Origin of the sequence: Campylobacter sp. LMG 17559, from assembly GCF_024723605.1 — a bacterium.
In the GTDB taxonomy this organism is placed as follows: Bacteria; Campylobacterota; Campylobacteria; order Campylobacterales; family Campylobacteraceae; genus Campylobacter_D.
Genome location: NZ_JANQCZ010000017.1, coordinates 1 through 25,105 on the forward strand (window position 1 = coordinate 1; position 25,105 = coordinate 25,105).

Here is a 25,105-nt window from a genome sequence, read left to right on the forward strand (position 1 = left end):
CTATTATAATACATCGATAATCCTTTTAAATTTTATAGTGATTTAGAAAAAGATTTTTCGTTAGTCCGAACATGTTCCCTTTCACGAGAATTAAGCTTTTTTTGAAAAAACTCATCAACTTTTTTAAAAAAATAGTTTTTATCTTTTTTCTTATCTTTTGAATTATCTATGGTTTTATTACTTTCAGATGTTTGTTGAGTTTCCTTGTAAGCTTTTAAAAATTCTGAAACAAAATTAGAAAATTCATTCGCATTTGATAAAACTCCAACTTCTTTAATTGCTTCAAAAGTTCCATTTAGAATATTTTGAAAATTTTCAGCTTTAAGCGGAGATAATATTTTGTCAAAATTTTCTTTTATTTTTGGATTGATTCTTTTGTTAATACTAGCATCAATATTTTGACTACCTAGTTTAATTAACTCATCTAAACCTTTCTCAAAATGTCCATCACCTAATCTTACCTTTAGTGGTATTTTTAAATCATCCGTGATAATTTCAAATGCAATTTCTTGTTTTGAAAAAGATAATTTTTCCATTCGTTTTAGCTTTTCACAAGAATCAAAAGTTTTTAAAGTATTAAAAAGAGATTCGATCTCTTTAGGATTTGATGTATTGTCATAAGTTCCATTAAAAACACACTCTTGATATTCTTCACATAATGATGAATTATCAATAACTTTTACTTTTATATTTTCAAATGTTATGTTTTTGTTTTCATTTTCTTGTATATCTATGTTTTCCATTTTTCATCCTTAATAATTTTGTTTTTTGGTTTTGTTTTTTTGGATTATTGTAAAAATTGTTTGTATTTTTTTAGTTGCTTTTATCCTCCTTATTGTTGGTATAGTTGATATTAAAAAAATCATCAACTTCACTACATAATGATTTTATCTTTTCTAAATTATTTTTTTGAATATAATCAAAAAATAAATTTCTAAAATCATCTTTATCTAATAAAGAGATAATTTCAGAGCCTATCTTCTTACAAAGCTTCTCTTTTCTCTCTTTTTCTTTTTGTTTTGCTTTTTGGATTTTTTCTTTATACTCTTGTTTGAGTAATTCTATTTCCTTGCTGTCTTTTCTCATCTTACTCCTTGTGAATTTTTATATATTAATTATATCATAAATGCTGAAAATATTAATTTTTATGTAAAGATAAATTGACTAAAATACAGGTGTAAAAAATGTATCAATAGCAGGATAGCTATTTACTCCAAAAAATGACACTATTTTTTTAGTAAATAGCAAAATATTCTCTGCGAGGCTCAATAAAAGGTGTTGTAATTTTTATGAAAAAAACTAATATTTATTTTGATGAAAAAAGTTATTCTTATCTTCTTAGACTAAAAAAAGAAATGAAAGTTTCTTTTAGTAAAATAATAAATACAATTTTAAAAAATATTTATGATAATGAAAAAGAAAATATAAACACCATAGATAAAATAAATTATCAAAATAATGAACCAAAAAAAGAAATTAGATTTAAACTTACTGAAGATGAATATAAAATATTTTCAGATTTTGCAAAGAAAAATGGAAATGGAACTGCAACAAAACAAATAAGAATTTTAACTTTAAATCATATTTATAAAGATAAATTTTTTGATAAAAATTATATCGATGAATTTATATTAGCAAGAACAGAAATAAACACAATCGGAAGGAATATATATCAGCTTTTAAAAATTTTAAGAAGCGGAAAAAGCGTGAGAATAAATGAAAAAAATTTAGAAAAATCTTTTGAGGATATTTCAATAAATATTGAAAAATTATCCAAAGAATTAGAAAAAATTATTCTTAAAAATAATGAAAGAATTTAATGTCAAGATTTAAAATTTTTGATGATGAGATCATAGCAAAAAGAGTTTATACTAAAATAGAAGTTGGATCTAAATCTACATATAATTTTGTTAAAAAAAATATATCAAATAAAACAAATAAAGTTTTTAGAAAAAACACTGAAGTTGTTGTAAAAATTACATCAGGCTCGAAAAATTTGCAAGCAGTTTGCAAACATTTAGATTATATTTCAAGAGAAGGAACAATAGAAATAATTACAAGTGATTTTGATATATTAAAAGGAAAAGATGAGTTAAAAATTTTAAAAAAAATTTATGAAAATGAGGGTGCTCCTATTCCTAGATTTGGACAAGAAAAAAAAGAAAAAAGACATACTATTAATATGGTTTTTTCTATGCAAGATTATAAAAATGCACCCCCAGAGAAAATGAAAAAAGCTGTTTTAATGACATTAAAAAAATGTATCCAGATAATTTTTTTGCAGTTGCTTTTCATGATGATACTGACAATCCACATTGTCATGTTTGTTTAAAAGTTGCAGATAAAAATGGAAAAAGAATTAATCCAAAAAAATCAGATTTAATGAATTTGAGATTATCTTTTGCTAAAGCATTAAACAATTTAGGTGTGGAAGCAAAAGCAACTATTCGTTCAAAAAACAATGAAGAAGTATCCTATAAACTTGAAAAAAATAAAGAACAAACTAAAATGCATTATTATCAAGTTTTAGATTATGGAAAAGCAAAATATAAATTTAGTCTTGATGAGAAAGCTAAAGATAGTTTTTATGTGAAATATAGAACAAAAAAAGGTATAGCTGTAATATGGAGTAATGATCTTGAAAGAGTTATCAAAGAAAATAAAATTTTAAAAGGGGAATATGCAAAGTTTAAAATTATAGGACAAGAAACATATCAAATTAAGAAAAAAATTAAAGCAAATGGAAAGACTTTTGAAGTAACCAAAATGGCAAAAAAATCTGTTTGGGACGCTTCTGTTTTAGGTAGAGAAAAAGAGCTAAAACCATTGCAATCAGATGAAAAAAATAATCCAAAATATGCTATAAAGGAAAACAATGAGAGAGATTATACAGAACAATATAGACAGAGAATCTTACAAGAGTCCAGTAATAAATCAAATATCCCAAGAGAATCTGCCAAAGAAAGAGACTCTATGCGAATATTGTCCGAACAGTCTGTGGTTCATGAGCGAAAAGGAACTCAAATGCCTATGCACATCAATGCACTCAATCAGCTACAGCAAGGAAAGCGAGAACGAACCGATAGTAGCTTGCGATGGACAAATTCTAGGAATAATGAGATTGAAAGAGATGGGTAGTTTATAAGAGAAAGAAATAAAATATAATGAAACAAGAAGTTTATACTAGCAAATTTTATATTTGCAAAAAAAATGAAAAAGAAGTTTGTTTTAAATTAGATTTTGAAATAAAAGCATTTGAAGAAAATCAAAAATTTTATTATGTTGAAATATGTGCAATTATAGACTATCAATATTTGAAAAATGAATTAGGTGTTTTTAAAAATGATAATAAAAAAAGAAATTATTGGAAGTTGAAATATATGAGTCATTGGAGTTTTAGTTCTTGCGTAGAGATTGATCATAATTATAAATCTCTAGGTATAGGGACATTTGTAATAAATAAAATATTAGAAATCGCTTTAAGTTATGTTCCAGAGGCAAATTTTCATGATATATTGAGTAAAGAAAATGATGAAAATGAAGAGAGTTGCAAGAATCGCATAAGAAGGGATAAATTGTATAAAAATTTAGGTTTCATATTTAATGAAAATAATACAAGTTTTAGTATAGATAGCATCAGTGATTTAAAAATAAGAAAAGATTTTGATTATATTCAAGAAGTTCGTATTTTTGATATGTGTAATCAATTAGCAAAATTACAATATCTAAAAGAAGGTGATGATAAGTTATTACAATATTGCAAAGATGATTTCAATAAAGAAAAAGGTAAGAATAATATCCTTCGTGCAATAATTAAGCTTATGTCTTTTGTTTCAATAGCACTGGCTATTTGGATTGTTTATTTATTAAAGTGAAAGATAATCGCCTTTTACTAATTAATTTTTAATATCATATTCTTTCTGAATATTATTGTTTTTATTTAAATCTTCTAAAATCTTTGCAGATTTGGCACAAAAGAGCTTTTATAATCTTTTAAGGGGCAGGTATCAATTTAAATTACGAATGTGTCATAATAACAGCATCAAAATTGTTTATAGCTATTTAAGAAAATGTTTTGTTTTTGGGAAATAACATTTTATACAAAGAATATTAAAATTGAATTTTAGAAGTATAACATTATTTGATTAAATATATATTAATTACATATAATTTAAATATTATATAGATATTTTTTACATATCCATATAATATTATTTATAAATTAGTATGATATATTATGTCAATTTTCTTCTTTTGCAAAAATAATGAAAGTTATTGTAAGTTCCTTTTTCGCCTAAAAATTTCCAAATATTGCGTAAGGTTATTTTTTTAGATATAAGCTCTTTTATTAGATCTTCATCTTTATCATACATACTATTAAAACTATTTGTAGGACGACCTATATTTTTTCCATTTTTGCGTGCATTAGCAAGTCCTGCTTTTGTTCTTTGTGAGATAAAGTCTCTCTCTGTTTCTGAAACATAAGCGTAGAAAGAAAGGAGTAATTTTTGAGAAGGATTGTTAAATGAACTTAATTCAGGTTGTCGTAAAAAAACAAATTGCACACCCTTTTCAGAAAGTTCTAATATTAATGTAATAACTTCAAGCATACTTCTTCCTAATCTTGAAAGTTCTGTGCAAATTAATAAATCACCTTCATTGAGTTTATCTTTTAATTCATTCATACGCCTTTTTTCTAAACTTTTTCTTGAACTCATTTCAACTTCCATAACTTCATCAATATTAATTTTGTTTTTTATACAATATTCATATATTTGGAGTTTTTGGACTTCTGAGTCTTGTTTTGCTGTACTAATTCTTACATATGCTATTACCATTATGTAATTATATCTAAAATTGTTTGAAGTATTATTTTTTAATAGTATGTATCATTACAATATGTATATAATATTTTTTATATATTATATACATATCAAAATTATATTTTTAAAATATCTTTTAGTTATTTAGCACCTTAAATCTTATAAAAGCACCTTTATCCATACCCATTTGTTCTGCCATACTTGATAATCTTTCATATTCTTCACTTGTAAAACCTACAAGAAGCTTTTTATCTCTTTTGATTCTTCCAGATTGCGTAGAGGTTTTTTGTGCTGAAGTTTCTCCCGTAGCTCCTTCGATAAAACTATCTAAATTTGCATTTGTATTTTTTTTAAATCCCATTTTATTATCCTTTGATTTTATTTGTTAATTCATTATAGAAAGTATTAAATTCTTCTAAAGCTTTATTGTTGGAATTAATTTCTGTTTCACTAATTCCTAAACCCATTTGAATGCAAGTCTTATATTTTTCTCTTTCACAGATAATATTATCTAAAAGTTTAATATTGTCATCTTCTTGCTCTTTAATATAGGCTCTTAAATCTTCAATCTTTTTATTTAAAAAAGGATTTGGAGAGCTTTTATTGATTAAAACAAATGTTTGTAGATCTCTATTTAATTCCTTTGCCATTTTAATAATTGTAAACATTTTATCTAAAACACTAACATCAAATTGACTTGGGATTGTAGGAATGATTACAACATCTGAAAAACCTAATGCTATTCTCATTTCTTTTGAGTCTCTACCGCCAGTATCAATAATAATTAAGTCATATTCATTTTTATTTTTTTCTTTTTGTATAAAATCTTTTAAAGATTCGCCAACTTTAGATACAACAGAGAATGTTCTATTAATACCTTCTTCCATTCTAATATTGACAAAAGTCATAACAGATTTTTGTGGATCGCTATCACACAATAAAACCTTTTTACTCTCAGCTGCCTTAATTGCTAAATTTACAGCTAATGTGCTTTTGCCACTTCCGCCTTTTTCATTACAGATGGATATAATCATATTTATCCTTACGATATTTATTACATATCATAATTATATCATAAGAATATTAAATACATAGTATAAAAATATATATAAAAAATGTAAAAGATATTTATTTAATATACTATATAATAACAATAAAAAAATTATTATTTTTTTATTCCAAAAGTTAAACTTTTTATAATTAATAATTAAGATTTGTTTAATTTATTTTAAGTATAATTCCTACTAGTAACTTACTAGTAAAAACTATACTTACTAAGTAAAGTAATAATATTACAATGAATAAGGAGAATAAATATGAATAAACTTAAAGAAAATACTAATCAAAATAAATTAGCTCAAAACAACACAATCCAAGTTGTAAATGTTGTTGAAAGTGTTATAAATAGTATAAAAAACAATTTTCCTGAAAATGCAAATTATAGTATTAACATAAGTAATAATAAAACTGTTATAAAAATAAACGATGGGGTTAAAGGAGCTGTTGTAACATATGAGGAAAATGGAAATTTTCAAAGACAAGAAAAAGTTCAGTATATTAAAACAACTCCAGATGAAAGATTAAAACAGGTAGAACAATTAATGGGGAAAAAAACACAATCGGAAATAGCTAGTTATCTTATGGTAAGTCAAAAAACTATATCAAACGATATTAAAAAGATAAAAAAGAATAAGAAAAGCTAACTTTAACAAAGGATTAAGTGTGATATTTTATTTAAAAAATAGAATGACTTATTTTCTTATATACTTCAAGTTGATAAGAGCTAAGAAGCATGTTGTGTTAGCATCTAATATAATCAAAAAAATAATAAGAAACAAAATAATTAATACTTGTGTTAGTTTAAAAGGCTACAAAGTGCAGTTTCATTTAAGCAAAAATAAAACTAAAATATTTTATTATTTCGTTAACATACCTTCCGAGCATTTTCATGATGCTGACTGGAAGGTGCTCTCATGAATTATAAAGATTTTAAAGATTATCCCAGCCTTATTGATATTTTAAAAAATAGAAACCTTATTGTAAAAGATGAAAAACAAGCTATAAAGTTTTTAGAGAAAAATCATTATTATCGTTTAAGTTCTTATTTTATACCTTTTCAACATCCAAAGAATTCACCATGTAAAGACATGTTTCAAGATGGAACTACTTTTGAAGATATAGTTTTACTATATAATTTTGATACAGATTTAAGAAAATTTGTATTTAATTATCTATCTGAGTTAGAAATTATTTTAAGGGCACAAATTTCTCATATTCATTCTAAACAATATAAACCTTTTGGTTATATACAAGATATAAAATCTTTAAAAAGAGAGATGAGGATTAAGGACCGTTGTCTTTACGGTGATTTGATTGAGCAAATAGATAAAGAGAAGAAAAGAGCTAGTGAGGATTTCATTCAACATATAAAAACAAAATACAATACAGATGATTTACCATTGTGGGCTCTAGTTGAAATTTTATCCTTTGGAACATTATCTAAATTTGTAAAACTTATGCAAAAAACAGAACAATTAGATCTTATGAAATTTTTTGAATTAGAAAATATACAAATTGATGTTTTTGAAAACTGGATAGAAACTTTATCTTATGTTAGAAATTTATGTGCACATCACTCAAGACTTTGGAATAGACAATTTGTTAAAAAATTTAAATATAGAAAAAATGATAATTTTCTAGATGAAAATGTAGATCGTGATAAAATATTTTTCGCAGTAAGTGTATTGACTATAATCTTAAAGGAATATAACATTAAAGAAGAATTTATAAAATTATTAAATAAATATCCAAGTATTGATAAAGCTGCTATGGGTATACCACAAAACTGGCAAGAATTAAATATTTGGAAGTGATCTGCTAATGCAACAAGGAATATAAACGAGTGTGATGTTATGTTATTTTAGATATTTTATCGAAGAAATACAATAATGTTGAATATAGAAAAAAGTCGGAAACTATATTAAACTCACTATCTAAATATCCTTTACAGAAAATGTTGTTTTTATACTGATATTTTTATCTCTCATAGCTTATAAAAATATATTTATATATAGATATAAGACACATAATTAAAAAATATTAAAAAGATATTTATTAGATATAAAATAAATATAATTTATTTTTAATTCGATTTAAGTTGTATAATCTTTTCTCAAATTTTATGATTTCCATAAAAATCAACTTTCTCGTATTTTTTAGAATTTTATTCAAAATGTTTTTGACCTTGTTCTTTTATTTCAAGACTAAAAAAGAGAAAGTTATTTTTTAAGTTTAAAACAATCGCATTTTCTTTTTGTAATATTGTATTTTTTTATCATTTCTTTTAAGAAATCTAAAAATACTTCTTCTGTAATTTCTTTTTATTCTTTATTTTTTCATCAGACAATCTGCTTCTTCTAAAAAGTTATAATAATCTAATTCTTTCATTTGTTGCTTTTTCCTTTCTCTACTTTAATCATCATTTTGCATTTTGGACAGATAACTTTTTTATATGCTTCATCTTCTGTATATTCAATATATTTATTCTCGTTGCAATTTTTACATTTAATGTTAGTCCATAAGATCATAGGATGAAAATAAATTTTGTTTGAAAGAAAATAAGGATATTTTTTACTCATATATTCTTCTCTGAAATTTTAGATTCAAATATAATCGTGATTTATGTTTTAAGTTTTGTTTAATTTTACTTCTTACTTTTATAATTTTTTTATACAAATCTGATCTTTTAGTTGCCAAATTTACTCCTTTTTAATCCAAAATCAAAAAAAATGTTTATTACACATTTAATTTTAATAAAAAATTAAAATTAAATAATACCTTTATATTTAATATAAGAGCTAAATTTATCGTTCGTTATTTTTTAATGAAAGGACTCCTTTAAATGTTTAAAAAAACACTATTAATAGCATTAGCTGTAAATTTAGCTTTTGCTGCAGGCGGTATTGATAAAGTCAATACTTTGGCACAAGATATAGAGTCAGCTTTGTTTGGTGTTTCTATTATTGCTATTACAATAGCTTTTGGTATTGCAGGTTATAGAATGGCAATATTAAAACAGCAATGGACTGAAGTTTTACCAGTGGTAATTGGTGGTGTTGTTATAGGTTCTGCTTCTTCTTTGGCTGCTCTTTTGGTGGGTTAAAAGTTTATGAATAACTATTTTGATCCGCTCTTTAAAGGATTAACACGCCCTGCACTCCTTTTTGGAGTGCCTTTAGTGCCTTTCTTAATAAACATTTTAGGATTTATCTTAATAGCTGTTTATACGCAACAATTTTTCCTTTTAATTTTTGGAGTTATTTCTTATTTTATTATGAAAGCAATGACTAAGAAAGATGAGCAAATGTTTAGATTGTTTTTTTTAAAAACTAAATTTATTAGTAATTTTTTGAGTAGAAAGTATCATAAAGCTAAAACTTTTAATAGCGTAAGCTATAAACGATTGCCAACTAATAATGATTTTCCAAAATTATCTATATTTCCACTTCATGCTGAACCAAGTTTAGAGAAATTAATTCCTTATAGCTCTTTACTTACAGATAGCATTGTTATTACAAAAGAACATATGCTAATTAGCACATTTTTTATTGAAGGTATAGAATTTGAGTGTGAGTCAGATGAGAATTTAATTTTTAAAAAAAATCTTTTAAATATGATGATAATGTCATTTTCTAATGAGCCTGTTGCTTTTTATTTTCATAATGTAAGATTTAAATTACATGAATTTTTAGATTCTCATTTTGAAAATTCTTTTTTAAAGGAAATTGATGAGAAATACCATAAGAGTTTTGATAAAAAAAGTTTTCAGCAAAATTCGCTTTATTTGACTTTGGTCTATAAGCCTTTAAAATCTAATATCGATCTAAATACTTTCAATAAATTAAATTACAAATCAAAAGCAAAAGAAATTTCAAATTTTGTTCTTAAATTCCAAGAATACTTAGGAAAACTTGAAGCTAATATTAAAGATTTTAAACCAAAAATATTAAGTGTATATAAAAAGAATAATATTAAATATTCCGAGCAATTAGAATTTTATAATTATTTAATAGGTGGAAAATTTAATCCTGTTGTAGTTTGTGATACTCCGATATATCAATATCTAACAGGAACTTTAAAAAATATTCAATTTAACCACGATATGATTCAGCTAAACTACAATGATGATACAAAAAGATTTGCTAGAATTATTGAAATTAAAGATTATTCTAATGAAACTTTTTCAGGTATTTTAGATTCTTTAATGTATCTTGATGTAGATTATACTATCACTCAAACTTTTGTTCCTTTATCAAAATATGATTCAAAATCAGCATTAAACAAACAAATTAATCAACTAATTTCAAGTGAAGATGATGGTGTAAGTCAGATAGAGCAATTAAATTTAGCATTAGATGATTTAATTAGTAATGTTATAAGTTTTGGAAATTATCATTTTAGTATTTGTGTTTTTGGTGATAGCATTGATGAATGCAAGAAAAATACTAATAAAGTAATAACTTCATTAAATAGTTTAGGCTTTACTTCAACATTAGCAAATATTGCACTACCTGCTTCTTATTTTTCACAATTTCCAAGTAATTTTGCAATACGCCCAAGAGTTCATATGATTTCATCTTTAAATTTTTCATCTTTGGTTGCATTACATAATTTCTTAATGGGTAAAAAAGAAAAAAATTGCTGGGGCGATGCTGTAACTATTTTAAAAACACCAAACAAACAACCATATTTTTTAAATTTCCACAAAAGCGATGGGAAAAACAAAGATGAATTTGGTGATTTGAATTTAGCTAATACTTTGATTTTAGGTCAAAGTGGTGGTGGTAAAACCGTGTTTATGAATTTTATCATTAATCAAATGATAAAGTATGCTAATAAAGATAGCTTTCCTGCAAATATACCTGAAGATAAAAAGAAATTTACAGCTGTATTTTTAGATAAAGATAAAGGTGCTTTAGGCAATATTCTTTGTGCTGGTGGTAGATATATTTCTATTAAAAATGGTAAGCCTACTGGGTTTAATCCTTTTATGGTTGAAACTAATGAAGAAAATTTAAGATTTTTAAAACAACTAATAAAACTATGTGTAACACGCAATGGCGAAATTCTTAATACAAAAGAAGAAAAACAAATTAATGAAGCTGTAAATACTCTAATGTTTCAATTTGAAATTTCTGAAAGAAAATATCCTATTTCTTTACTTCTTGAAAATATTACAGATGATTTTAATGACAATAACTCTTTAAAAAGTAGATTGTCTTTATTCCAAAAAGGAAAACAATTTGGCTGGGTGTTTGATAATGAATATGACAACCTAGATTTTCCTGATGATATTAATTTATTTGGTATTGATGGAACTGAATTTTTAGATGAAAAAGATGTTTCAGCATTAATCTCTTATTTTATTCTTTGGCGTGTTATGAATTTAGCAGATGGAAGAAGACTTTGTATAGATATTGATGAAGCTTGGAAGTGGTTAGAAAATGATATTGTGGCAGAAGAAGTAAAAAACAAGTTTAAAACCATAAGAAAACAAAATGGCTTTTTAAGACTTGCTACACAAAGTATAGAGGACTTTTTAAAACTAAAGATAGCAAATACTCTAGTTGAGCAATCTGCTACAAAAATATTTTTACCAAACCCTTTAGCAAAAGAAGATGAGTATTTAAGACTAGGTCTTAGTAAAGATGAATTTTTAATAGTTAAAAACTTTGCCCCACACAAACGACAATTCCTTGTTAAAAGACAAGATGAAGCAGTTGTTTGTTCTTTGGATCTTTCATCTTTAGGCAAAGAAAACCTAAAAATTTTATCTACAGGCACAAGCTATATAGAAAAAATAGAAAATATCTTTAATCAAGAAAACAAAACTTTGGAAGAAAAAATCAATGAACTTAAAACATTTTATAAGGAAGAACAATGAGATTAAGTTTAAGTAAAAATCAAACCAAAAAGCCACAGGGGCGCTTTATCTTAAATAGCCCTGTCAAAAGACAGGGTAAGACTCAAAAAGCCTTGACTACTATTAAACTTAGTAGTATAATTGCTACTAAGATAAAGCGTGTGAACTTCATCTTAAAATATCTCCTTTCTGGAGTTAAGATTAAGCCACAGGGTTGCCGCCCTGTGGCAAACCCCAAAAATAATTATATCCAAAAACAAAATAAATTTTTATTTTCCATAATTTCATCATTATGTATTGCAAATTTAGCTTTTAGTGCTGGTATTCCTGTAGTTGATGCGACTGCAAATTCACAAATGGCAACCCAAAATGCAAAAGAAATTGCAGAGTGGACTAAACAAGCTACAAGATGGCAAGATACGGTTAAACACTATCAACAACAAATTCAAGCTTATCAAAATGAACTTTTATCTAAAACAGGTGCAAGAGATTCAGTGTCTTTTATGAGAGACACAAAACAAATTTATTTAGATTTTGCTGAAGCTGGACAAAACATACAATCTTTTTATGATGATGTATTGCAAGATCCACAAGGCTTTTTAAGCGATAAAAGCAAAGAAACATTTAGAAAATTCACTCTTTTTGATCGTTGCAATGCTAGTTATTTGAGTGAAGAGCGAAAAAGAATATGTAGAATGGATATGATTACTTATGCAGCTCAAGTGGAGCATTATAATCAAGCTTCTATCCAAGTTAATACCGTAGCAAAGTCTTTAGAAAAATTACACCAAAGACTTATAGAATCAAAAGATATCAAAGAAACTAATGACATTAACAATGCGATTAATGTAGAAAAAACCAAACTAGAAATCATTAAAACTAATCTTGAAATTTCTAATATGCATTATGAAAATCAAAGAAGAATAAGACAAGATCAAGCAGCACAGCTATTTGCAGAATCAATGGGGAAAGAGCCTTTGGATTATGGCGAGCTTAGAAAAAAATATGATAAAGAAGCTGATGCTTTGTTTGACTAAATAGGAGTGAAAAATGAGTAGTGTTATTAATATTAACAATATAGATGTCATCTTTGAAAACAAAGATGAGCAAATTTTTTGCACAAGTTTAGATATAGCTAAAGTGTTTGGGAAAAGACATGATCATCTTTTAAGAGATATTAGAAATATTTTAAATGAATTGCGAGAAATAGGGGCTTCTAACGAATTCCTCAATTTTGGGGAGATCGTGCAAATATCGAAAACAACGAACCCAAAGAATGGTAAGCTTGTTAATAGAAAAATGCCTATGTATAATCTAACTCGTGATGCATTCACGCTTTTAGCTATGGGTTTTACAGGTAAAAAAGCTTTACAATTTAAAATTGCTTTTATCAATGCTTTTAATCAAATGGAACAAATCATTAAAAACAAAGAAATAGAAAAAATAAAACAACTAAAACATTATGATCTTCCTGATACACCTTATAAGGAAAAGATAGCAAATGCTATAAAGGAAATAGAACAAAAACAAAATTCTAAATTTATAGAACTAATAGAATATGAAATAGTAGAAAAATTTAAAAATGGAAAAACACAAGTTTTACAAAAACTTAATTTTAAAACCAAATTAATTTAAATAAAAACAAATTTTAAAGAAAGGAGATAAAGAAAGTTTAAGAAAGGCCGTAGGGTAAAATTATACCCCTTTAAAAGGGGCAAAGCTAATAAGCCTTGACTATAATTACACAAACAAGTATAATTATAGTTATAATTTTGTATGACATAAATTCACCCCCATTCTAAGGGTTAGATTAAGCCATAGGGTTGCAGCCTACGGCTAACCCTTCGGGGTATTATACCTTAGTCTTCTTAAACTTCTTAAAACACAATAATGTTTAATCTTGTATTTTCTTTTAAGGCTTACCATGCAAGGTAATTTCTTTACAGAGCTTGGTAATGCTACTCATGTGATTTTAGAAGTAGTAAGAAATGCAGCATTGAGTGAAAAAATGACTCAACTTGCCGTGCTTTTTTCTATTACCCTTGTCATTACTATTATGTATAAGGGTTATGAAATCTTATTTGGTCGTTCTCAAAGTCCTACTAAAGAAGTAATGTGGGATTTAGCTGCTAAGGCTATGATCATCACTTTTGCTTTAAATATCGGCGGATGGCTTACTTTAGTTATTAATGCTATGGATGGCTTTCATGAGTGGGCGGGTGGAAGCCTTAGTATGTATAAGCAAATTGATATTATTTTTAATGAAGTTAGAAATTTAGCTGATAGTATATGGGCTAAGGCTGGTGGATTTAGCATTATAGTTGCTGCATTTAGTATAGTTATGATTTATACAGGTTTTGGTATAGCTGTGCTACCTGCTTTAGTAGTGATTAATGCTACTGCCTTTACTCAAACTATATTAGTGATTGCTGCACCTTTAATGTTTTATTGTCTTTTATATAAAAGCACTAAAAATGTTTTTACTCAATGGCTTGCATTGCTTATTTCTAATACCTTATTAGTTCTTTTTATGAGCTTATTTTTTAAAGTTTTTGCAAAAGAAATATATCGTTTTGCTAGGTATTCTCAAGATCAATATATGAATGCAGATGCTGACTCATTTTTCATAGGAATATCAATGATTTTTTCCTCTGTTTTATTAGTTGCTATGGTTTTTGTAGCAAAGGTTTTTGCTGAAAAAGTAGGAAGTGTTGCTTTAGATTCTGCTATGCAAAGCGTGTTTTCAAGGGTAAGCAATCCTATAAGTTCTGTTGCTGGAAAAACTCTTGGAAATTTATTTGGGCATGCTCAAAAAGGAGGCTCTAAAATGGCAGAAGGTGCTTATTCTGCTATGAAATCAGGTGCTTCTGTTGCAGGTGCTAATGCTATGTCTTTAGGAAAGAGCATATTACAAAGGATGAGAAATGAAGCATAAGATAATTTTATTTGCATTTTGTGCAATCTTTTTTAGTGCTTGTTCTATTAAAAACAATACTAATTATAACTATTTATTTGATGATAAAAGTGGTTGGGTTGCTGTAAATGATATTAAAGATCAAGAAAAGTTTTTAAAAATGGAAATTGTTCCTGTGTTTGAAAAGAAAGAAGAAAAAGAAACTTCCATTAAAAGCTTTGAAAACATTAAAAAGAAAAAGAGAATTATTTTAAATTATCCGAGTATGTCTTATGTGATTTTAAAAAAGGCTGTAAATGATTCTAATTCTTATCATGAAGATAAGATGGTTGAAGCTGGCGAGTTTGATTATTCTATCACTTACAATACGGAGCAAGGAGATGTTTTTGTAAAAGTTTTAAAACAAAATCTTTTTTTCAAAGAAAAAGATGTGCAAATAATTGAAACTGAAGTTTTAGAAAACAAATTTTAAAGAAAGGAGATAAAGAAAGTTAGTATAAAGCCAAAGGGTTTCTAGCATCCCCTTTAAAAAAGGGGAAATCAAAGCTAATAAGCCTTGACTATTATTATACATAGTAGTATAATAATTACTAGAATATGATTATTCAAGGTTCTCACCTTCTTTCTAAGGCAAGATTTGATTAATCAAAGGCCGTTACCCTTTGGTTAATCAGCCTTAGGATAATTATACTAACTTCTTTTAAACATAAAATTGAAAAACCAAAATGAAATTAATTCTAATGCTTTGAATTTTGAAGCAAGTGTAAGATATTTGATTGAAAAATCAAATCAAAGAGCTTGGTTAGTTGCATTTATAAGTATGGCAATATCAATTATTGCTGTAATTGCTGTAATTTTCTTAACACCATTAAAAACTACTGAACCTTATGTGATTAAAGTAGATAATACTACTGGTATGGTGGATATTATTACTAGCTTACAAGAAGAGCAAATTAGCTCTATTGAAGCTTTAGACAAATACTTTATCTCTCAATATATAAAAGCTAGAGAAGGTTATTATTATAAGTTTTTAAATCAAGATTATGTTCTTACTCAATTAATGAGTGATGAAAATGTTGCAAATGAGTATAGAGCTATCTATGCTGGCGATAATGCTTTAGATCAAATTTATAAAGATAATGTTGAAGTAAGCGTTAAGATTTTAAGTATTGTTCTTGGAAATAGCAATGGAGTAAAAACCTCTACTATAAGAGCATTAATTACTAAAAAAGATTCTGTAACAAAAAGCACACAACAATCAACCAAAGTTATAACCTTAGCGTATGATTTTTTACTAGCAAAAACAAGTGAAGAAAATAGAATTTTAAACCCTCTTGGCTTTAAGGTTACTAACTATAGAGTTGATGAGGAAATAAGATGATAAAAAATATTAGCCTAGCCCTTTCTTTTTCATTTTTGGCTTTACCTGTTTTTGCATTAAATGAACCGCAAAAATCAGAATACGATCAACGCGTAGCACATGCTGAGTATAACTCTAAAGATGTTTTTAAAATGGTAGCTAGAAATGGTTTTGTAAGTATGATTGAATTTAGCGATGAAGAAGTCATTATAAATACCGCTACAGGATTTTCTGAAGGTTGGGATTTAATAGAGAAAAAAAATCTTTTATTTATTAAACCAAAAGCTTATAAAACTAGACTTTTTGTAGAAAATGATCCTTATAATCAAGGTCAGCAAAAAGAGATGATTGTTGATCCAAATCCAAAAGACTGGAAAACAAATTTAATTGTTACCACTAATTTAAAAACTTATATTTTTGATTTATTGCTAACTAATGATAGCAAGCAAGCAACTTATAAATTGTCTTTTAGCCACGCTGATAAAATCTTAAAGCAAGAGAATAAAATAAAAAAAGAGCTAGAAAAGAAAATTGTAAGAGAAGAGCTTGATAAAAATATAGTTCCTAGAAACTGGGATTTTTTAATGAAAGCGAATAAAGGAAGTGAAGATATAGCACCAAATTATGCTTATGATGATGGTGTTTTTACTTACTTAGGTTTTGATAACACAAAAACATTTCCGAGTGTATTTTTATATGAAAACGGCAAAGAAATGATCTTAAATACTCACATTAAAAAAGATGGAAAATATGATGTTTTAGTAGTTCAAAAAATTGCAAAACAAATTCTACTAAGAAGTGGAGATAAGGTTGTTGGAATTTTTAATAATGGCTATGGAAAAAATCCTTTAGATAAAACTAGAGAAACCTCTAATGAAAATATACAAAGAGTGATAAATGATCCAAGTAAAACACTTTTACTAGAACAATCTTTATTAGGAAATGAGCAATGAGTAATCAAGAAAAACAAGAATTAAAAGATATGGATTTACAAAGTGAGTTGCAAGCACAAAGCGTTAATGTTAAAAAAATTCAAATCTATGTATTCTTTATTGCTTGTGTATTTATATTATTGATTTTTGCATATATTTTTGCAAAATCTTTTATTGGTAGTAGTGATGATACTGCAAATACACAAGCAAAAGAAGTTAATAAAGACATTGCTAGTAGTGTGAAATTAAAAGATTTTATTTTACCTCAAAAAGAAGAACCTGTTAAAGAAGAAACAAAGAGTTTTGAAGAAGTATTGAAAGAAAGAGAACAGGAAAAACCCGTTGAAGTAACTCCAAAAGAAAATCCTTTCGAGCTTGTCTCAAAACCTTTACAACCAAGAATAGTAAAAGGTGCAGGGTTAGTTGTGGTAAGTAGTAGTAGTGATGGTGGGGCTTTTAATGCACAAGAAAACAATACACAAGAAAGCTCAAATAATATTTTTAATTCTAAACCTATGCAAGGAGACAATGCTTTATTATCTAATGGATCAAATGATTTTATCGGCGATGTTTTTACCCCAACTAGTGCTAGTGTTAGTCAGTTTGATCCAAATTTATTATTATCTAAAGGAACTTATATAGGTTGTTCTTTAAAAACTCGTTTAGTTAGCACTATTAAAGGGGGTATTGCTTGTATTGTTTCAAATGATGTTTATTCTTCAAATGGCAATGTTCTTTTAATTGAAAAAGGAAGCACCATTACAGGAAGTTTTAGTTCAGGACAATTAAATGATGGTATGGATAGGCTTTTTGTTATTTGGCAAGAAATAAGAACGCCTAATAATATTATTATACCAGTTTATTCAGGTGCAACTGATGAGCTTGGAGCAAGTGGAATACAAGGATGGGTAGATCATCATTATATGAAACGCTTTGGTTCAGCTATTTTATTATCAATAATTGATGATTCTTTAAATATTTTAGCTAATCAAGTTATTAATAAAAAAGAAAATAGCGTTGATTATACGGAAAATTCAAGAGAAACTTCTCGTGAAATAGCTAATACTGCTTTAGAAAAAATGATTAATATCCAACCAACTCTTTATAAAAATCACGGTGATTTAGTAGGTGTATATGTTAATAAAGATATTGATTTTTCTAAGGTTTATCAATTAAAAAGAAAGGGCTTTTAATGAGTAATTCAAGAACCCTAGAAAAATTAGCTAATGATTTTTTTGGAAAGCATTTGGCTAATTCCAGCGTAACTGAAATATGCTACAACGGCAAAGAAAATATTTTCATACAAACTAATGATGGAAAATGGCAAGAAGAAACAAGTAAATTAGATTATGAAGCTTCTAAATCGTTTGCTACTTCTTTAGCTTCTTTTAAAGAAGATAAGATAGATGAATCACGCCCTATCCTTTCTTGTATATTACATGGAGGTGAAAGGGTTCAGGTAGTAATTCCGCCAGCGACTAAAAAAGAGCATATTTCAATTACAATTAGAAAGCCAAGTGAGAAAAGATTTTTAATACAAGATCATGTTAAAAGTGGTCTTTTTGAAGAAATAAAAATTGATCATTTTATAACAAATTCTTTGGATGAGGAGTTGAAAAAGCTTTATGAAGCTAAAAATTTTAAAGATTTTATTTGTAAAGCAGTAGAGTATGAAAAAAATATCATTATAGCAGGAGGTACAGGAAGCGGTAAAACAACTTTTATGAAAACTTTAATTGATTTTATTCCCAAAGAACAAAGAATTATAACTATAGAAGATGTTGAAGAAATAAAATTTTATGAGCATAAAAATTTTGTACAACTTTTTTATCCTAGTGAAGCTAAAAATGAAGATTTTTTAAATTCTGCAACTCTTTTAAAATCGTGTCTTAGAATGAAGCCTGATAGAATCTTATTGGCAGAGCTTAGAGGTGCTGAAACTTATGATTTTATCAATGTTCTTTCTAGTGGGCATGGTGGTAGCATTACAAGTTGCCATGCAGGAAGCACTTCTGAAACATTCGAGCGTTTGGCTTTGATGACTTTACAAAATACTCAAGGTCAAAAAATACCTTTTGAAAAAATACAAGATATGCTTAAAAATCTTATTGATGTAGTTGTCCATATTAGAGCTCATAATGGAAAAAGACATATTAGTCAAATATATTTTAAAGAGATGAAAAATGGCAAATAAAGAAAAAAGAGGAATTTATAATGTGAGTTTTAACGATAAAAACTCAACTCCAATTAATACAGAATTAGAGATTATTGAAGAGGCAATCATTGATTATGTTGTCCATTATGTTAAGGGTTGGCATAACACAAAAAGAGACAAAGGAAGAGGTGCTGAACATATCAAATTACATTTAGCAAAAGAAAGCGAAGGAGAAATAAAGATTGAAGAGCTTTTAAATCTTGGTAACTCTATAAGAGAATATTTGAAAGTCTTTAAAGAACCATTCCTTGAAGATCAAAACAAAGATGGTAAAGTATATGAATGGGAAAATAAAGAAGGTGTTCGTTTTAGGGTTGCTACTGATAAGATCAAAGGGGAGGGTCTCATTCCGCCACTATCCCCCTCTGATGAAATTATTATAACTTTTTATTCTGATAGAAATCTTAATAAGAGAATGGAATTTAAAAATCCAAAAGTTAAAGCTTATTATGAAGAAAAATCTTTAAAACAAGAAAAAAATTCTAATTATTTTAAACAAAAATTAGAAAGCTTTTCTACAAAAATAAAAGGAATAGAAAATGAAAGATAAGATTGTAATGCTTGTTTTTATAAGTATTTTTTCACTATTAATAGCTTATTTTTTAAGTCCTTTTGTGATGTTTTATCTTAATGATGTAAGCTTAAAAAGAATTCTTGGATTTTACAATCTTAAATTCACTTTTGAGGCATTAATAAATGCTTACCCAAAAGCTTATATTTCTTTCTTTGGTATGTTTGGTTTTAGTGTTATTGTTTTAACGCTTTTAGCATTAATAGCTAAAAGCAAAAAAACTCAATTTGGCGAGGCAAGATTTGCAAATTTAGCAGAAATTAAAAAAATGAAATTATTTTCAGACAATGGAATAATCATCGGAAAATATAAGGGAAAATTTTTAAGATTTAAAGGTCCTCAGTTTGTGGCTTTGGGAGCTCCAACAAGAAGTGGTAAAGGGGTTGGTATTGTAATACCAAATTTAATGGACTGGAAAGAGAGTGCTGTTGTTCAGGATATAAAACAAGAATGTTTTGATTTTACAAGCAAATATAGAAAAGAAGTTTTGGGTCAAGATGTTTTTCTTTTTAATCCATTTTCAAAAAGAACTCATCGTTACAACCCTTTAACTTATATTGATATGAGTGATAGTGATAATTGTGATAGTCAGTTAATGGATTTAGCAAATATCATTTATCCAAAAGAAGGGGATTCTACAACTCAATTCTTTAATGGTCTTGCACAAAACCTATTTATAGGACTTTGTTATTTGTGGAAAGATTTAAATTTAAAAGAAGATGGGAAACTTTTTTTAGAAACATTTAACTTAAAAACAGAATTTAGTTTTTTTGGAATATTACAACTTTCAAAAGGTTTTACTTTTGAATATGAGGGTAAAAAAATAAATGGATTTGATAATACTTATAAGTACTTATCAAATTGTGATGATCTGCTTTCAGATATCACAAAAAGAAGGTTAGAAACTTATTTTAGTATTTCAAGTGATAATACAAAATCAGGAGTTATGTCTTCTTTTAACGAGCCTTTAACTCCTTTTGAAGCAGAAGTATTAAAACTTTCTACTCAAACTAGTGATTTTGATTTGAGAGATTTACGCAAAAAGAAAATGACTATTTATATAGGTATAACCCCTGATCAATTAACTAATGCAAAATTTATATTGAATATTTTTTGGTCGCAGTTAATTCTTTTGAATACAAAAGAACTTCCTGAACAAAATCCACAAATTAAATATACTTGTTTAATGCTTATGGATGAATTTACAGCACCTAGAAAAATTCCTATATACCTTTCAGCAGTAAGTTTTATGGCAGGTTATTTAATGCGTTCTTTGATGATTTATCAATCAAAATCTCAACTTAAAGCACCTGCCCCTGATGGATATGGGGATGATGGAGCAAAAACTCTTTTGACTAACCATGCTTGTCAAATTTTTTATACCCCAAGAGAGCAAGAAGATGCAGAGGAGATTAGTAGAATACTTGGTAATACTACATTTAAAACAAGATCAAGAAGTGTAGGGGCAAGTGGTGGATCTACAAGTTATAGTGAAGCAAGTAGGGCATTAATGCTTCCGCAAGAACTTCGAGAAATGTCTTTTGAAGATGAGCTTATTACTATAGATAATGGAAAGCCTATTTTATGTAAAAAAGCTTTTTATTATAACGATCCATATTTTATTGATAAGTTTAAACAAGTCTCTCCAACTTTGGCAAAAATTAAAGGCATACCTAAAGAACATATCTTAAAAGGAGCTTTTCAAAGAGGAGAGTGTCGCATACAAATACCAACAACAGGAGAAAATAATGAAAAAAACGCTTAGTTTGCTTTTATTAGCAAGTGTAATTTTTATAGGATGTGCAAGTTCTGCACCAAAACCTAAAAAGCTTGAAGGTGGTTCAAAGCTAACCTTGAATAATTCTTTATTGGAGGAAAAGTATAGATTTGTTCCTAAAGATTCAAAGTTAAGCAATATGGACTGGATTTATCAAATAGAGCTTACAAAAAATAAAGAAGGCTTGCTCACTAATGAACAAATAGTAAAAACTTTTCTTTTGGCTCATAATGCAAAAAGAATTATCTTAATAGGCGAAAAAAATATCATTCAAGAATATGAAGAGTATTTTAAAAAAAATGGTGTTGAAGCAGAAATGATCTTACAGCCTATAAGCATTATTAAGGGAGATAAAAATACTATCAATATGCTTTTTTTTCATGCAAAAGATGGAGAGATAAATGAGTAATTCTTTATTTGATAATAATGAGATTAAACCAACCGTGATTAAAACCATTAATCAAGATGAAATTGTAGAAAAGAAAATGATACAAGAAGCCAAAAAAATTAAAAAAAAGGAGAATAAAAAATGAAAATAAAATTGATATCAATAATTTTAGCTATGTTTATGTTCTCAAATTTAAAAGCTATAAAATTGGATTATTTAAGTGGGGATACTAGATATGCTTGTGAAGCTATGCTTTGTTTAGCTTCGCCTATTAAACCACCTGAATGTAGTGCAGCGATTGCAAGATATTTTGCAATTAAGTTTAAAAAGCCTTGGAAAACCATACAAGCGAGAAAAGATTTTTTAAATTTATGTCCTGTGGATAATAGTGATACTGAAATGCTTAAATATAAGAATGATATCTTAGCTCATTTAGATGGTGAATGTTCTTTGGAAGAACTTAATAAAAGAGTAGAAAAAAAACTTTTATGGGTAGAAAGAGTATGTGATGATGGATCATGTGAAGAAATAGAGCATTATGGATATAGAATAAATCCACAATTATCGCAATCTTGTTACCTATTGCAATCTAGTTCTTATACTGATTATCAAGGTTTTGAGTATATATGCTCTAAAAATTTTATAGAGGATGTCAGTTGGAAAAGAGGTTATGAATTAAAAGAAATTTCTGAACAAGAATATAACTTACTTCCTGATAATTTAAGAGAGAAACATCGCGAGAGAGTAGGTTTTAAGTGGAAATGGGTTTTTTATAAAAAGATTTTTATTAATAAAAAATGTTGGATAAAAAATGACTGAAGAAAATCAAAGCTTACTTGATGAGCAAATAGATCAAGAAGATATGAATAATTCTTTACTTGATGAAGTAAAAATTTGCAACTATCAAGAAATTATTGATGAGCAGATAAAAATCTTAGAAATCATTAATAATACTATCAATATAGGCTTAAATAATGTTCTTGATGAGAATACCAAAGAAGGAATTTTTAAAGATTTAGAGCAAAATTTTTATAAACTTAAAATGAATATTGATTCTCTAATTTCGTATTTTAAAAATCCCCCAAGTCAAGAAGAATTGGAAATAATCAATAAAACGCTTTTGATTAAAACAGAACTTGATAGTTTGAACTCATCTTTTTCAAAATTAGAAATAGAAGAATTTAGTCAAAAAGCAATGGAACTAAAAACTGCACTTGATAATTCTTTAGTTAATTTTGATAATACATTTCTTGAATCATTAAATAGTGCTTTAAAAGTAAGTAATGATGATTTAAAGGATTTTAGGTCAAAAACCGAAGCTAGATTAAGTGATAGCTTACAAACATATGATCAAACTTTAAAAGTGTTTTTAGAAAAAGAAAAAAATGCAATTTTAGATTTTTCTAAAATTTTTTCGAAGCTAACTAAAAATATCAAACAAACTATGATTGTTTCATTGATGTTTTTTGTTTTATTTGGGTTTTCTTTTGGAGTTTTTTCTTTCATCGTATACTTAAAATACGAAGATTATAAAAAAATAACCCAAAACGCCCAAAAGTTAAGCTCTATCATTATAAAAGAAAATAAAGACAAAAGCTTAACTTTGAGCTTCCCAAAAAACAAAACCATTCTTAATAAAGATGAGAATGGCATTCATATCACACTACAAGGAGGTGAATGAACATGTAATTATATATATTTTTTTTAAATTCCCAAACCAAAAACCAAAAAACAAAACATAAAAATTTTTATTAAGGAGAAAAAAATGGCATTCGTAAGATTATCAAATGGAAATCATCCAAGACTTATGGTTGATGTAAATAACGCATTAAACTATAAAGACACTCAAACAGGTGAAATTAAGCAAAGACAAGTTGCTACTGCTTTAGTTGATGTGATAGAAGAGGCTGGAAAAGTTGTTGGAATGGATAAGGGAGCTGTAACAGCTTCTTTTAAAGTAAATAATGAATGGAAAAATTACTTTGTAAGAAGAGATAAAGAAAATTTCAACATTGTTTTATTACCAACAGATCCGCAAGAAAGAAGTAATAGAGATAACCATATCTTTATTAATAATAACTGGAATGAAGAAACTGGCAGATTTTACTACACAATCAATGATAAAAGAGAAGCTGGAAAAGCTTTAGTTGAAGGAATTGGAATTAGCGAATTTCAAAACCAAGATGGTAGCAAAAGTTTTTATCTTGACACAAACATTAAGCTTACTAATAAAGAAATTAAAGAAGAGTTAGAAAAGATTAAACTTGAAAAAGGTGATGGCTATCTAGCTATTGTTAGAAGCACTGGTTTTGAGATAAAAAATGAAGCCGAAATGAAAGAGCAAAAAGCAAAACAACAAGATGGTTTTTCTAAAGAACAAACAATAGAGCAAGAAACTCAAGCTCCAAGCAAAGAAAAAGATATCGAAAGATAAATTTTAACAAAATATTCTAAAATTTATATTAATTATTTAATATATGTAATTAATTATTAAGTGTTTTGTTATCTAAGGACAATTTATGAATATAAAACTTAATATTCCTTATTCAGAAAAAGATAAATTGAAAGAATATGGAATAAAATGGAATCAAGAACATAAAACTTGGTATTTGCAAGATTATAAAAATTTAAACTATGTTTCAAGTTATTTAGAGAATAAAAATTTTACATTTTATGCAACTGAAACTTTAAATATTGTTCAGGGGTTTATTAATTGCTGGAAATGTTCTAAAGTTATACCTGTATATGCTTTGGGAAGCTCTAAATTTATTTATAAAGAAAAAGGCGAATGGTTATTTCAGCCTAAATTTAAAATATTTAGAAATATAACTGCATATTCTGAAGATTTTTCTAATATTTTAAAACATATGAATATAAAATCTCTCGAAAAATCATTTTCAAACACAGCTGGAAGTTCTTATTTGATGAATAAATGCCAATGTTGCCAATCAAAACAAGGAGAGTTTTTCTTGTTTGAAGAAATAGATTCTATTTTTAGTCCTAACACTGTTAAAGAAGCACAACAACTAAAGATTTATGATTTTCCTTTATTATTTGATTTGGGTTTTACTGGAGAAATTATCGAGATACTTACAAGCGAGTGTTCAGATATTAATGCTTTAATTTGGTTTAATGCTGAGCGTATTAAAATCATTAAATAATTTTATATCTAATTAATATTTCTTAGATATAATTTCAATATT

At 26.7% G+C, this 25,105-nt stretch carries 27 protein-coding genes and 1 pseudogene; 23 read left to right on the top strand and 5 right to left on the bottom strand.

Annotated features, from left to right (window positions below):
* Positions 1-32: 32 nt before the first annotated feature.
* Entirely contained in the window at positions 33-743 is a 711-nt protein-coding gene (locus CAMP5082_RS07415) for a hypothetical protein (RefSeq protein ID WP_012662288.1), read from the bottom strand.
* A 70-nt stretch (positions 744-813) separates the two neighbouring features.
* Entirely contained in the window at positions 814-1,086 is a 273-nt protein-coding gene (locus tag CAMP5082_RS07420) for a hypothetical protein (RefSeq protein ID WP_257911297.1), read from the bottom strand.
* Between the two features lie 203 nt (positions 1,087-1,289).
* Here CAMP5082_RS07420 and CAMP5082_RS07425 point away from each other — a divergent pair, with 203 nt between their 5' ends.
* The 3 genes and pseudogenes from CAMP5082_RS07425 to CAMP5082_RS07435 all read left to right on the top strand — a co-directional run bounded on the left by CAMP5082_RS07425 (position 1,290) and on the right by CAMP5082_RS07435 (position 3,875).
* Positions 1,290-1,820, top strand: a complete 531-nt coding sequence (locus tag CAMP5082_RS07425) for a hypothetical protein (RefSeq protein ID WP_263703097.1) — start codon at positions 1,290-1,292, stop codon at positions 1,818-1,820.
* Positions 1,820-3,138: pseudogene (gene mobP1, locus CAMP5082_RS07430) on the top strand (MobP1 family relaxase). Before CAMP5082_RS07425 ends, mobP1 begins: the two are co-directional and overlap by 1 nt.
* A gap of 26 nt (positions 3,139-3,164) precedes the next feature.
* Positions 3,165-3,875: an N-acetyltransferase gene (locus tag CAMP5082_RS07435; RefSeq protein WP_263703094.1), complete on the top strand. Its 711-nt coding sequence runs from the start codon at positions 3,165-3,167 to the stop codon at positions 3,873-3,875.
* 360 nt (positions 3,876-4,235) lie between these two features.
* Here CAMP5082_RS07435 and CAMP5082_RS07440 read toward each other — a convergent pair whose 3' ends face one another.
* The 3 genes from CAMP5082_RS07440 to CAMP5082_RS07450 all read right to left on the bottom strand — a co-directional run bounded on the left by CAMP5082_RS07440 (position 4,236) and on the right by CAMP5082_RS07450 (position 5,857).
* Positions 4,236-4,838, bottom strand: a complete 603-nt coding sequence (locus CAMP5082_RS07440; RefSeq protein ID WP_012662252.1) for a site-specific recombinase/resolvase — start codon at positions 4,836-4,838, stop codon at positions 4,236-4,238.
* A 121-nt stretch (positions 4,839-4,959) separates the two neighbouring features.
* The gene (locus CAMP5082_RS07445) at positions 4,960-5,184 is read right to left on the bottom strand and encodes a hypothetical protein (protein WP_263703092.1); all 225 of its coding nucleotides are present in this window, start codon (positions 5,182-5,184) and stop codon (positions 4,960-4,962) included.
* A 4-nt stretch (positions 5,185-5,188) separates the two neighbouring features.
* Positions 5,189-5,857 carry an AAA family ATPase gene (locus CAMP5082_RS07450; RefSeq protein ID WP_195670666.1) on the bottom strand — a complete coding sequence of 223 codons (669 nt, stop codon included), beginning with the start codon at positions 5,855-5,857 and terminating at the stop codon, positions 5,189-5,191.
* A 282-nt stretch (positions 5,858-6,139) separates the two neighbouring features.
* On the opposite strand from CAMP5082_RS07450, the gene CAMP5082_RS07455 reads away from it, so the two are divergent.
* The 20 genes from CAMP5082_RS07455 (at position 6,140) to CAMP5082_RS07550 (ending at position 25,063) form a co-directional block, all read left to right on the top strand.
* Positions 6,140-6,526 (top strand): HTH domain-containing protein, encoded by a 387-nt coding sequence (locus CAMP5082_RS07455; protein WP_263703088.1) that lies wholly within the window; start codon positions 6,140-6,142, stop codon positions 6,524-6,526.
* 270 nt (positions 6,527-6,796) lie between these two features.
* Positions 6,797-7,696: an Abi family protein gene (locus tag CAMP5082_RS07460; protein ID WP_263703087.1), complete on the top strand. Its 900-nt coding sequence runs from the start codon at positions 6,797-6,799 to the stop codon at positions 7,694-7,696.
* Positions 7,697-8,724: 1,028 nt separating this feature from the next.
* Positions 8,725-8,985, top strand: coding sequence for a TrbC/VirB2 family protein (locus CAMP5082_RS07465; protein ID WP_337206345.1), 261 nt, complete (start codon positions 8,725-8,727; stop codon positions 8,983-8,985).
* Between the two features lie 6 nt (positions 8,986-8,991).
* On the top strand, positions 8,992-11,766 hold the full coding sequence (locus CAMP5082_RS07470; RefSeq protein ID WP_337206346.1) for a VirB4 family type IV secretion/conjugal transfer ATPase: 2,775 nt from the start codon (positions 8,992-8,994) through the stop codon (positions 11,764-11,766).
* Positions 11,763-12,782, top strand: a complete 1,020-nt coding sequence (locus tag CAMP5082_RS07475; RefSeq protein WP_337206347.1) for a type IV secretion system protein — start codon at positions 11,763-11,765, stop codon at positions 12,780-12,782. Before CAMP5082_RS07470 ends, CAMP5082_RS07475 begins: the two co-directional genes overlap by 4 nt.
* Before the next feature lie 13 nt (positions 12,783-12,795).
* On the top strand, positions 12,796-13,380 hold the full coding sequence (locus CAMP5082_RS07480) for a Rha family transcriptional regulator (RefSeq protein ID WP_337206348.1): 585 nt from the start codon (positions 12,796-12,798) through the stop codon (positions 13,378-13,380).
* A gap of 289 nt (positions 13,381-13,669) precedes the next feature.
* The gene (locus CAMP5082_RS07485) at positions 13,670-14,680 is read left to right on the top strand and encodes a type IV secretion system protein (RefSeq protein ID WP_337206349.1); all 1,011 of its coding nucleotides are present in this window, start codon (positions 13,670-13,672) and stop codon (positions 14,678-14,680) included.
* Positions 14,670-15,131, top strand: a complete 462-nt coding sequence (locus CAMP5082_RS07490; protein WP_337206350.1) for a hypothetical protein — start codon at positions 14,670-14,672, stop codon at positions 15,129-15,131. Before CAMP5082_RS07485 ends, CAMP5082_RS07490 begins: the two co-directional genes overlap by 11 nt.
* Before the next feature lie 240 nt (positions 15,132-15,371).
* Complete coding sequence (locus tag CAMP5082_RS07495) at positions 15,372-16,040, top strand: virB8 family protein (protein ID WP_084083595.1); 669 nt, start codon at positions 15,372-15,374, stop codon at positions 16,038-16,040.
* Entirely contained in the window at positions 16,037-16,972 is a 936-nt protein-coding gene (gene virB9 / locus CAMP5082_RS07500) for a P-type conjugative transfer protein VirB9 (RefSeq protein ID WP_012662266.1), read from the top strand. Before CAMP5082_RS07495 ends, virB9 begins: the two co-directional genes overlap by 4 nt.
* Positions 16,969-18,144 (top strand): type IV secretion system protein VirB10, encoded by a 1,176-nt coding sequence (virB10, locus tag CAMP5082_RS07505; RefSeq protein WP_337206351.1) that lies wholly within the window; start codon positions 16,969-16,971, stop codon positions 18,142-18,144. The genes virB9 and virB10 overlap by 4 nt, the downstream gene beginning before the upstream one ends.
* Positions 18,144-19,145 (top strand): P-type DNA transfer ATPase VirB11, encoded by a 1,002-nt coding sequence (gene virB11 / locus CAMP5082_RS07510; protein WP_337206352.1) that lies wholly within the window; start codon positions 18,144-18,146, stop codon positions 19,143-19,145. Before virB10 ends, virB11 begins: the two co-directional genes overlap by 1 nt.
* Positions 19,135-19,716: a hypothetical protein gene (locus tag CAMP5082_RS07515; RefSeq protein WP_337206353.1), complete on the top strand. Its 582-nt coding sequence runs from the start codon at positions 19,135-19,137 to the stop codon at positions 19,714-19,716. Before virB11 ends, CAMP5082_RS07515 begins: the two co-directional genes overlap by 11 nt.
* On the top strand, positions 19,706-21,502 hold the full coding sequence (locus CAMP5082_RS07520; protein WP_173777042.1) for a type IV secretory system conjugative DNA transfer family protein: 1,797 nt from the start codon (positions 19,706-19,708) through the stop codon (positions 21,500-21,502). Before CAMP5082_RS07515 ends, CAMP5082_RS07520 begins: the two co-directional genes overlap by 11 nt.
* On the top strand, positions 21,486-21,923 hold the full coding sequence (locus CAMP5082_RS07525; protein ID WP_012662271.1) for a cag pathogenicity island Cag12 family protein: 438 nt from the start codon (positions 21,486-21,488) through the stop codon (positions 21,921-21,923). The genes CAMP5082_RS07520 and CAMP5082_RS07525 overlap by 17 nt, the downstream gene beginning before the upstream one ends.
* Positions 21,916-22,047 (top strand): hypothetical protein, encoded by a 132-nt coding sequence (locus CAMP5082_RS07530; RefSeq protein ID WP_256378939.1) that lies wholly within the window; start codon positions 21,916-21,918, stop codon positions 22,045-22,047. The genes CAMP5082_RS07525 and CAMP5082_RS07530 overlap by 8 nt, the downstream gene beginning before the upstream one ends.
* Entirely contained in the window at positions 22,044-22,721 is a 678-nt protein-coding gene (locus CAMP5082_RS07535) for a TrbM/KikA/MpfK family conjugal transfer protein (RefSeq protein ID WP_012662272.1), read from the top strand. The genes CAMP5082_RS07530 and CAMP5082_RS07535 overlap by 4 nt, the downstream gene beginning before the upstream one ends.
* Positions 22,714-23,583, top strand: a complete 870-nt coding sequence (locus CAMP5082_RS07540; protein ID WP_263659904.1) for a hypothetical protein — start codon at positions 22,714-22,716, stop codon at positions 23,581-23,583. Before CAMP5082_RS07535 ends, CAMP5082_RS07540 begins: the two co-directional genes overlap by 8 nt.
* A gap of 84 nt (positions 23,584-23,667) precedes the next feature.
* Positions 23,668-24,336, top strand: a complete 669-nt coding sequence (locus CAMP5082_RS07545) for a hypothetical protein (RefSeq protein ID WP_337206354.1) — start codon at positions 23,668-23,670, stop codon at positions 24,334-24,336.
* 85 nt (positions 24,337-24,421) lie between these two features.
* Positions 24,422-25,063, top strand: coding sequence for a DUF5710 domain-containing protein (locus CAMP5082_RS07550; protein ID WP_012662281.1), 642 nt, complete (start codon positions 24,422-24,424; stop codon positions 25,061-25,063).
* The last annotated feature ends 42 nt before the right edge of the window (positions 25,064-25,105 follow it).

Excerpts from the sequence above, each read along its gene's own strand:
- CAMP5082_RS07415 (WP_012662288.1), bottom strand. The coding sequence starts at position 743 with ATGGAAAACATAGATATACAAGAAAATGAAAACAAAAACATAACATTT.
- CAMP5082_RS07420 (WP_257911297.1), bottom strand. The coding sequence starts at position 1,086 with ATGAGAAAAGACAGCAAGGAAATAGAATTACTCAAACAAGAGTATAAA.
- CAMP5082_RS07425 (WP_263703097.1), top strand. The coding sequence starts at position 1,290 with ATGAAAAAAACTAATATTTATTTTGATGAAAAAAGTTATTCTTATCTT.
- CAMP5082_RS07435 (WP_263703094.1), top strand. The coding sequence starts at position 3,165 with ATGAAACAAGAAGTTTATACTAGCAAATTTTATATTTGCAAAAAAAAT.
- CAMP5082_RS07440 (WP_012662252.1), bottom strand. The coding sequence starts at position 4,838 with ATGGTAATAGCATATGTAAGAATTAGTACAGCAAAACAAGACTCAGAA.
- CAMP5082_RS07445 (WP_263703092.1), bottom strand. The coding sequence starts at position 5,184 with ATGGGATTTAAAAAAAATACAAATGCAAATTTAGATAGTTTTATCGAA.
- CAMP5082_RS07450 (WP_195670666.1), bottom strand. The coding sequence starts at position 5,857 with ATGATTATATCCATCTGTAATGAAAAAGGCGGAAGTGGCAAAAGCACA.
- CAMP5082_RS07455 (WP_263703088.1), top strand. The coding sequence starts at position 6,140 with ATGAATAAACTTAAAGAAAATACTAATCAAAATAAATTAGCTCAAAAC.
- CAMP5082_RS07460 (WP_263703087.1), top strand. The coding sequence starts at position 6,797 with ATGAATTATAAAGATTTTAAAGATTATCCCAGCCTTATTGATATTTTA.
- CAMP5082_RS07465 (WP_337206345.1), top strand. The coding sequence starts at position 8,725 with ATGTTTAAAAAAACACTATTAATAGCATTAGCTGTAAATTTAGCTTTT.
- CAMP5082_RS07470 (WP_337206346.1), top strand. The coding sequence starts at position 8,992 with ATGAATAACTATTTTGATCCGCTCTTTAAAGGATTAACACGCCCTGCA.
- CAMP5082_RS07475 (WP_337206347.1), top strand. The coding sequence starts at position 11,763 with ATGAGATTAAGTTTAAGTAAAAATCAAACCAAAAAGCCACAGGGGCGC.
- CAMP5082_RS07480 (WP_337206348.1), top strand. The coding sequence starts at position 12,796 with ATGAGTAGTGTTATTAATATTAACAATATAGATGTCATCTTTGAAAAC.
- CAMP5082_RS07485 (WP_337206349.1), top strand. The coding sequence starts at position 13,670 with ATGCAAGGTAATTTCTTTACAGAGCTTGGTAATGCTACTCATGTGATT.
- CAMP5082_RS07490 (WP_337206350.1), top strand. The coding sequence starts at position 14,670 with ATGAAGCATAAGATAATTTTATTTGCATTTTGTGCAATCTTTTTTAGT.
- virB9 (WP_012662266.1), top strand. The coding sequence starts at position 16,037 with ATGATAAAAAATATTAGCCTAGCCCTTTCTTTTTCATTTTTGGCTTTA.
- virB10 (WP_337206351.1), top strand. The coding sequence starts at position 16,969 with ATGAGTAATCAAGAAAAACAAGAATTAAAAGATATGGATTTACAAAGT.
- virB11 (WP_337206352.1), top strand. The coding sequence starts at position 18,144 with ATGAGTAATTCAAGAACCCTAGAAAAATTAGCTAATGATTTTTTTGGA.
- CAMP5082_RS07515 (WP_337206353.1), top strand. The coding sequence starts at position 19,135 with ATGGCAAATAAAGAAAAAAGAGGAATTTATAATGTGAGTTTTAACGAT.
- CAMP5082_RS07520 (WP_173777042.1), top strand. The coding sequence starts at position 19,706 with ATGAAAGATAAGATTGTAATGCTTGTTTTTATAAGTATTTTTTCACTA.
- CAMP5082_RS07525 (WP_012662271.1), top strand. The coding sequence starts at position 21,486 with ATGAAAAAAACGCTTAGTTTGCTTTTATTAGCAAGTGTAATTTTTATA.
- CAMP5082_RS07530 (WP_256378939.1), top strand. The coding sequence starts at position 21,916 with ATGAGTAATTCTTTATTTGATAATAATGAGATTAAACCAACCGTGATT.
- CAMP5082_RS07535 (WP_012662272.1), top strand. The coding sequence starts at position 22,044 with ATGAAAATAAAATTGATATCAATAATTTTAGCTATGTTTATGTTCTCA.
- CAMP5082_RS07540 (WP_263659904.1), top strand. The coding sequence starts at position 22,714 with ATGACTGAAGAAAATCAAAGCTTACTTGATGAGCAAATAGATCAAGAA.
- CAMP5082_RS07545 (WP_337206354.1), top strand. The coding sequence starts at position 23,668 with ATGGCATTCGTAAGATTATCAAATGGAAATCATCCAAGACTTATGGTT.
- CAMP5082_RS07550 (WP_012662281.1), top strand. The coding sequence starts at position 24,422 with ATGAATATAAAACTTAATATTCCTTATTCAGAAAAAGATAAATTGAAA.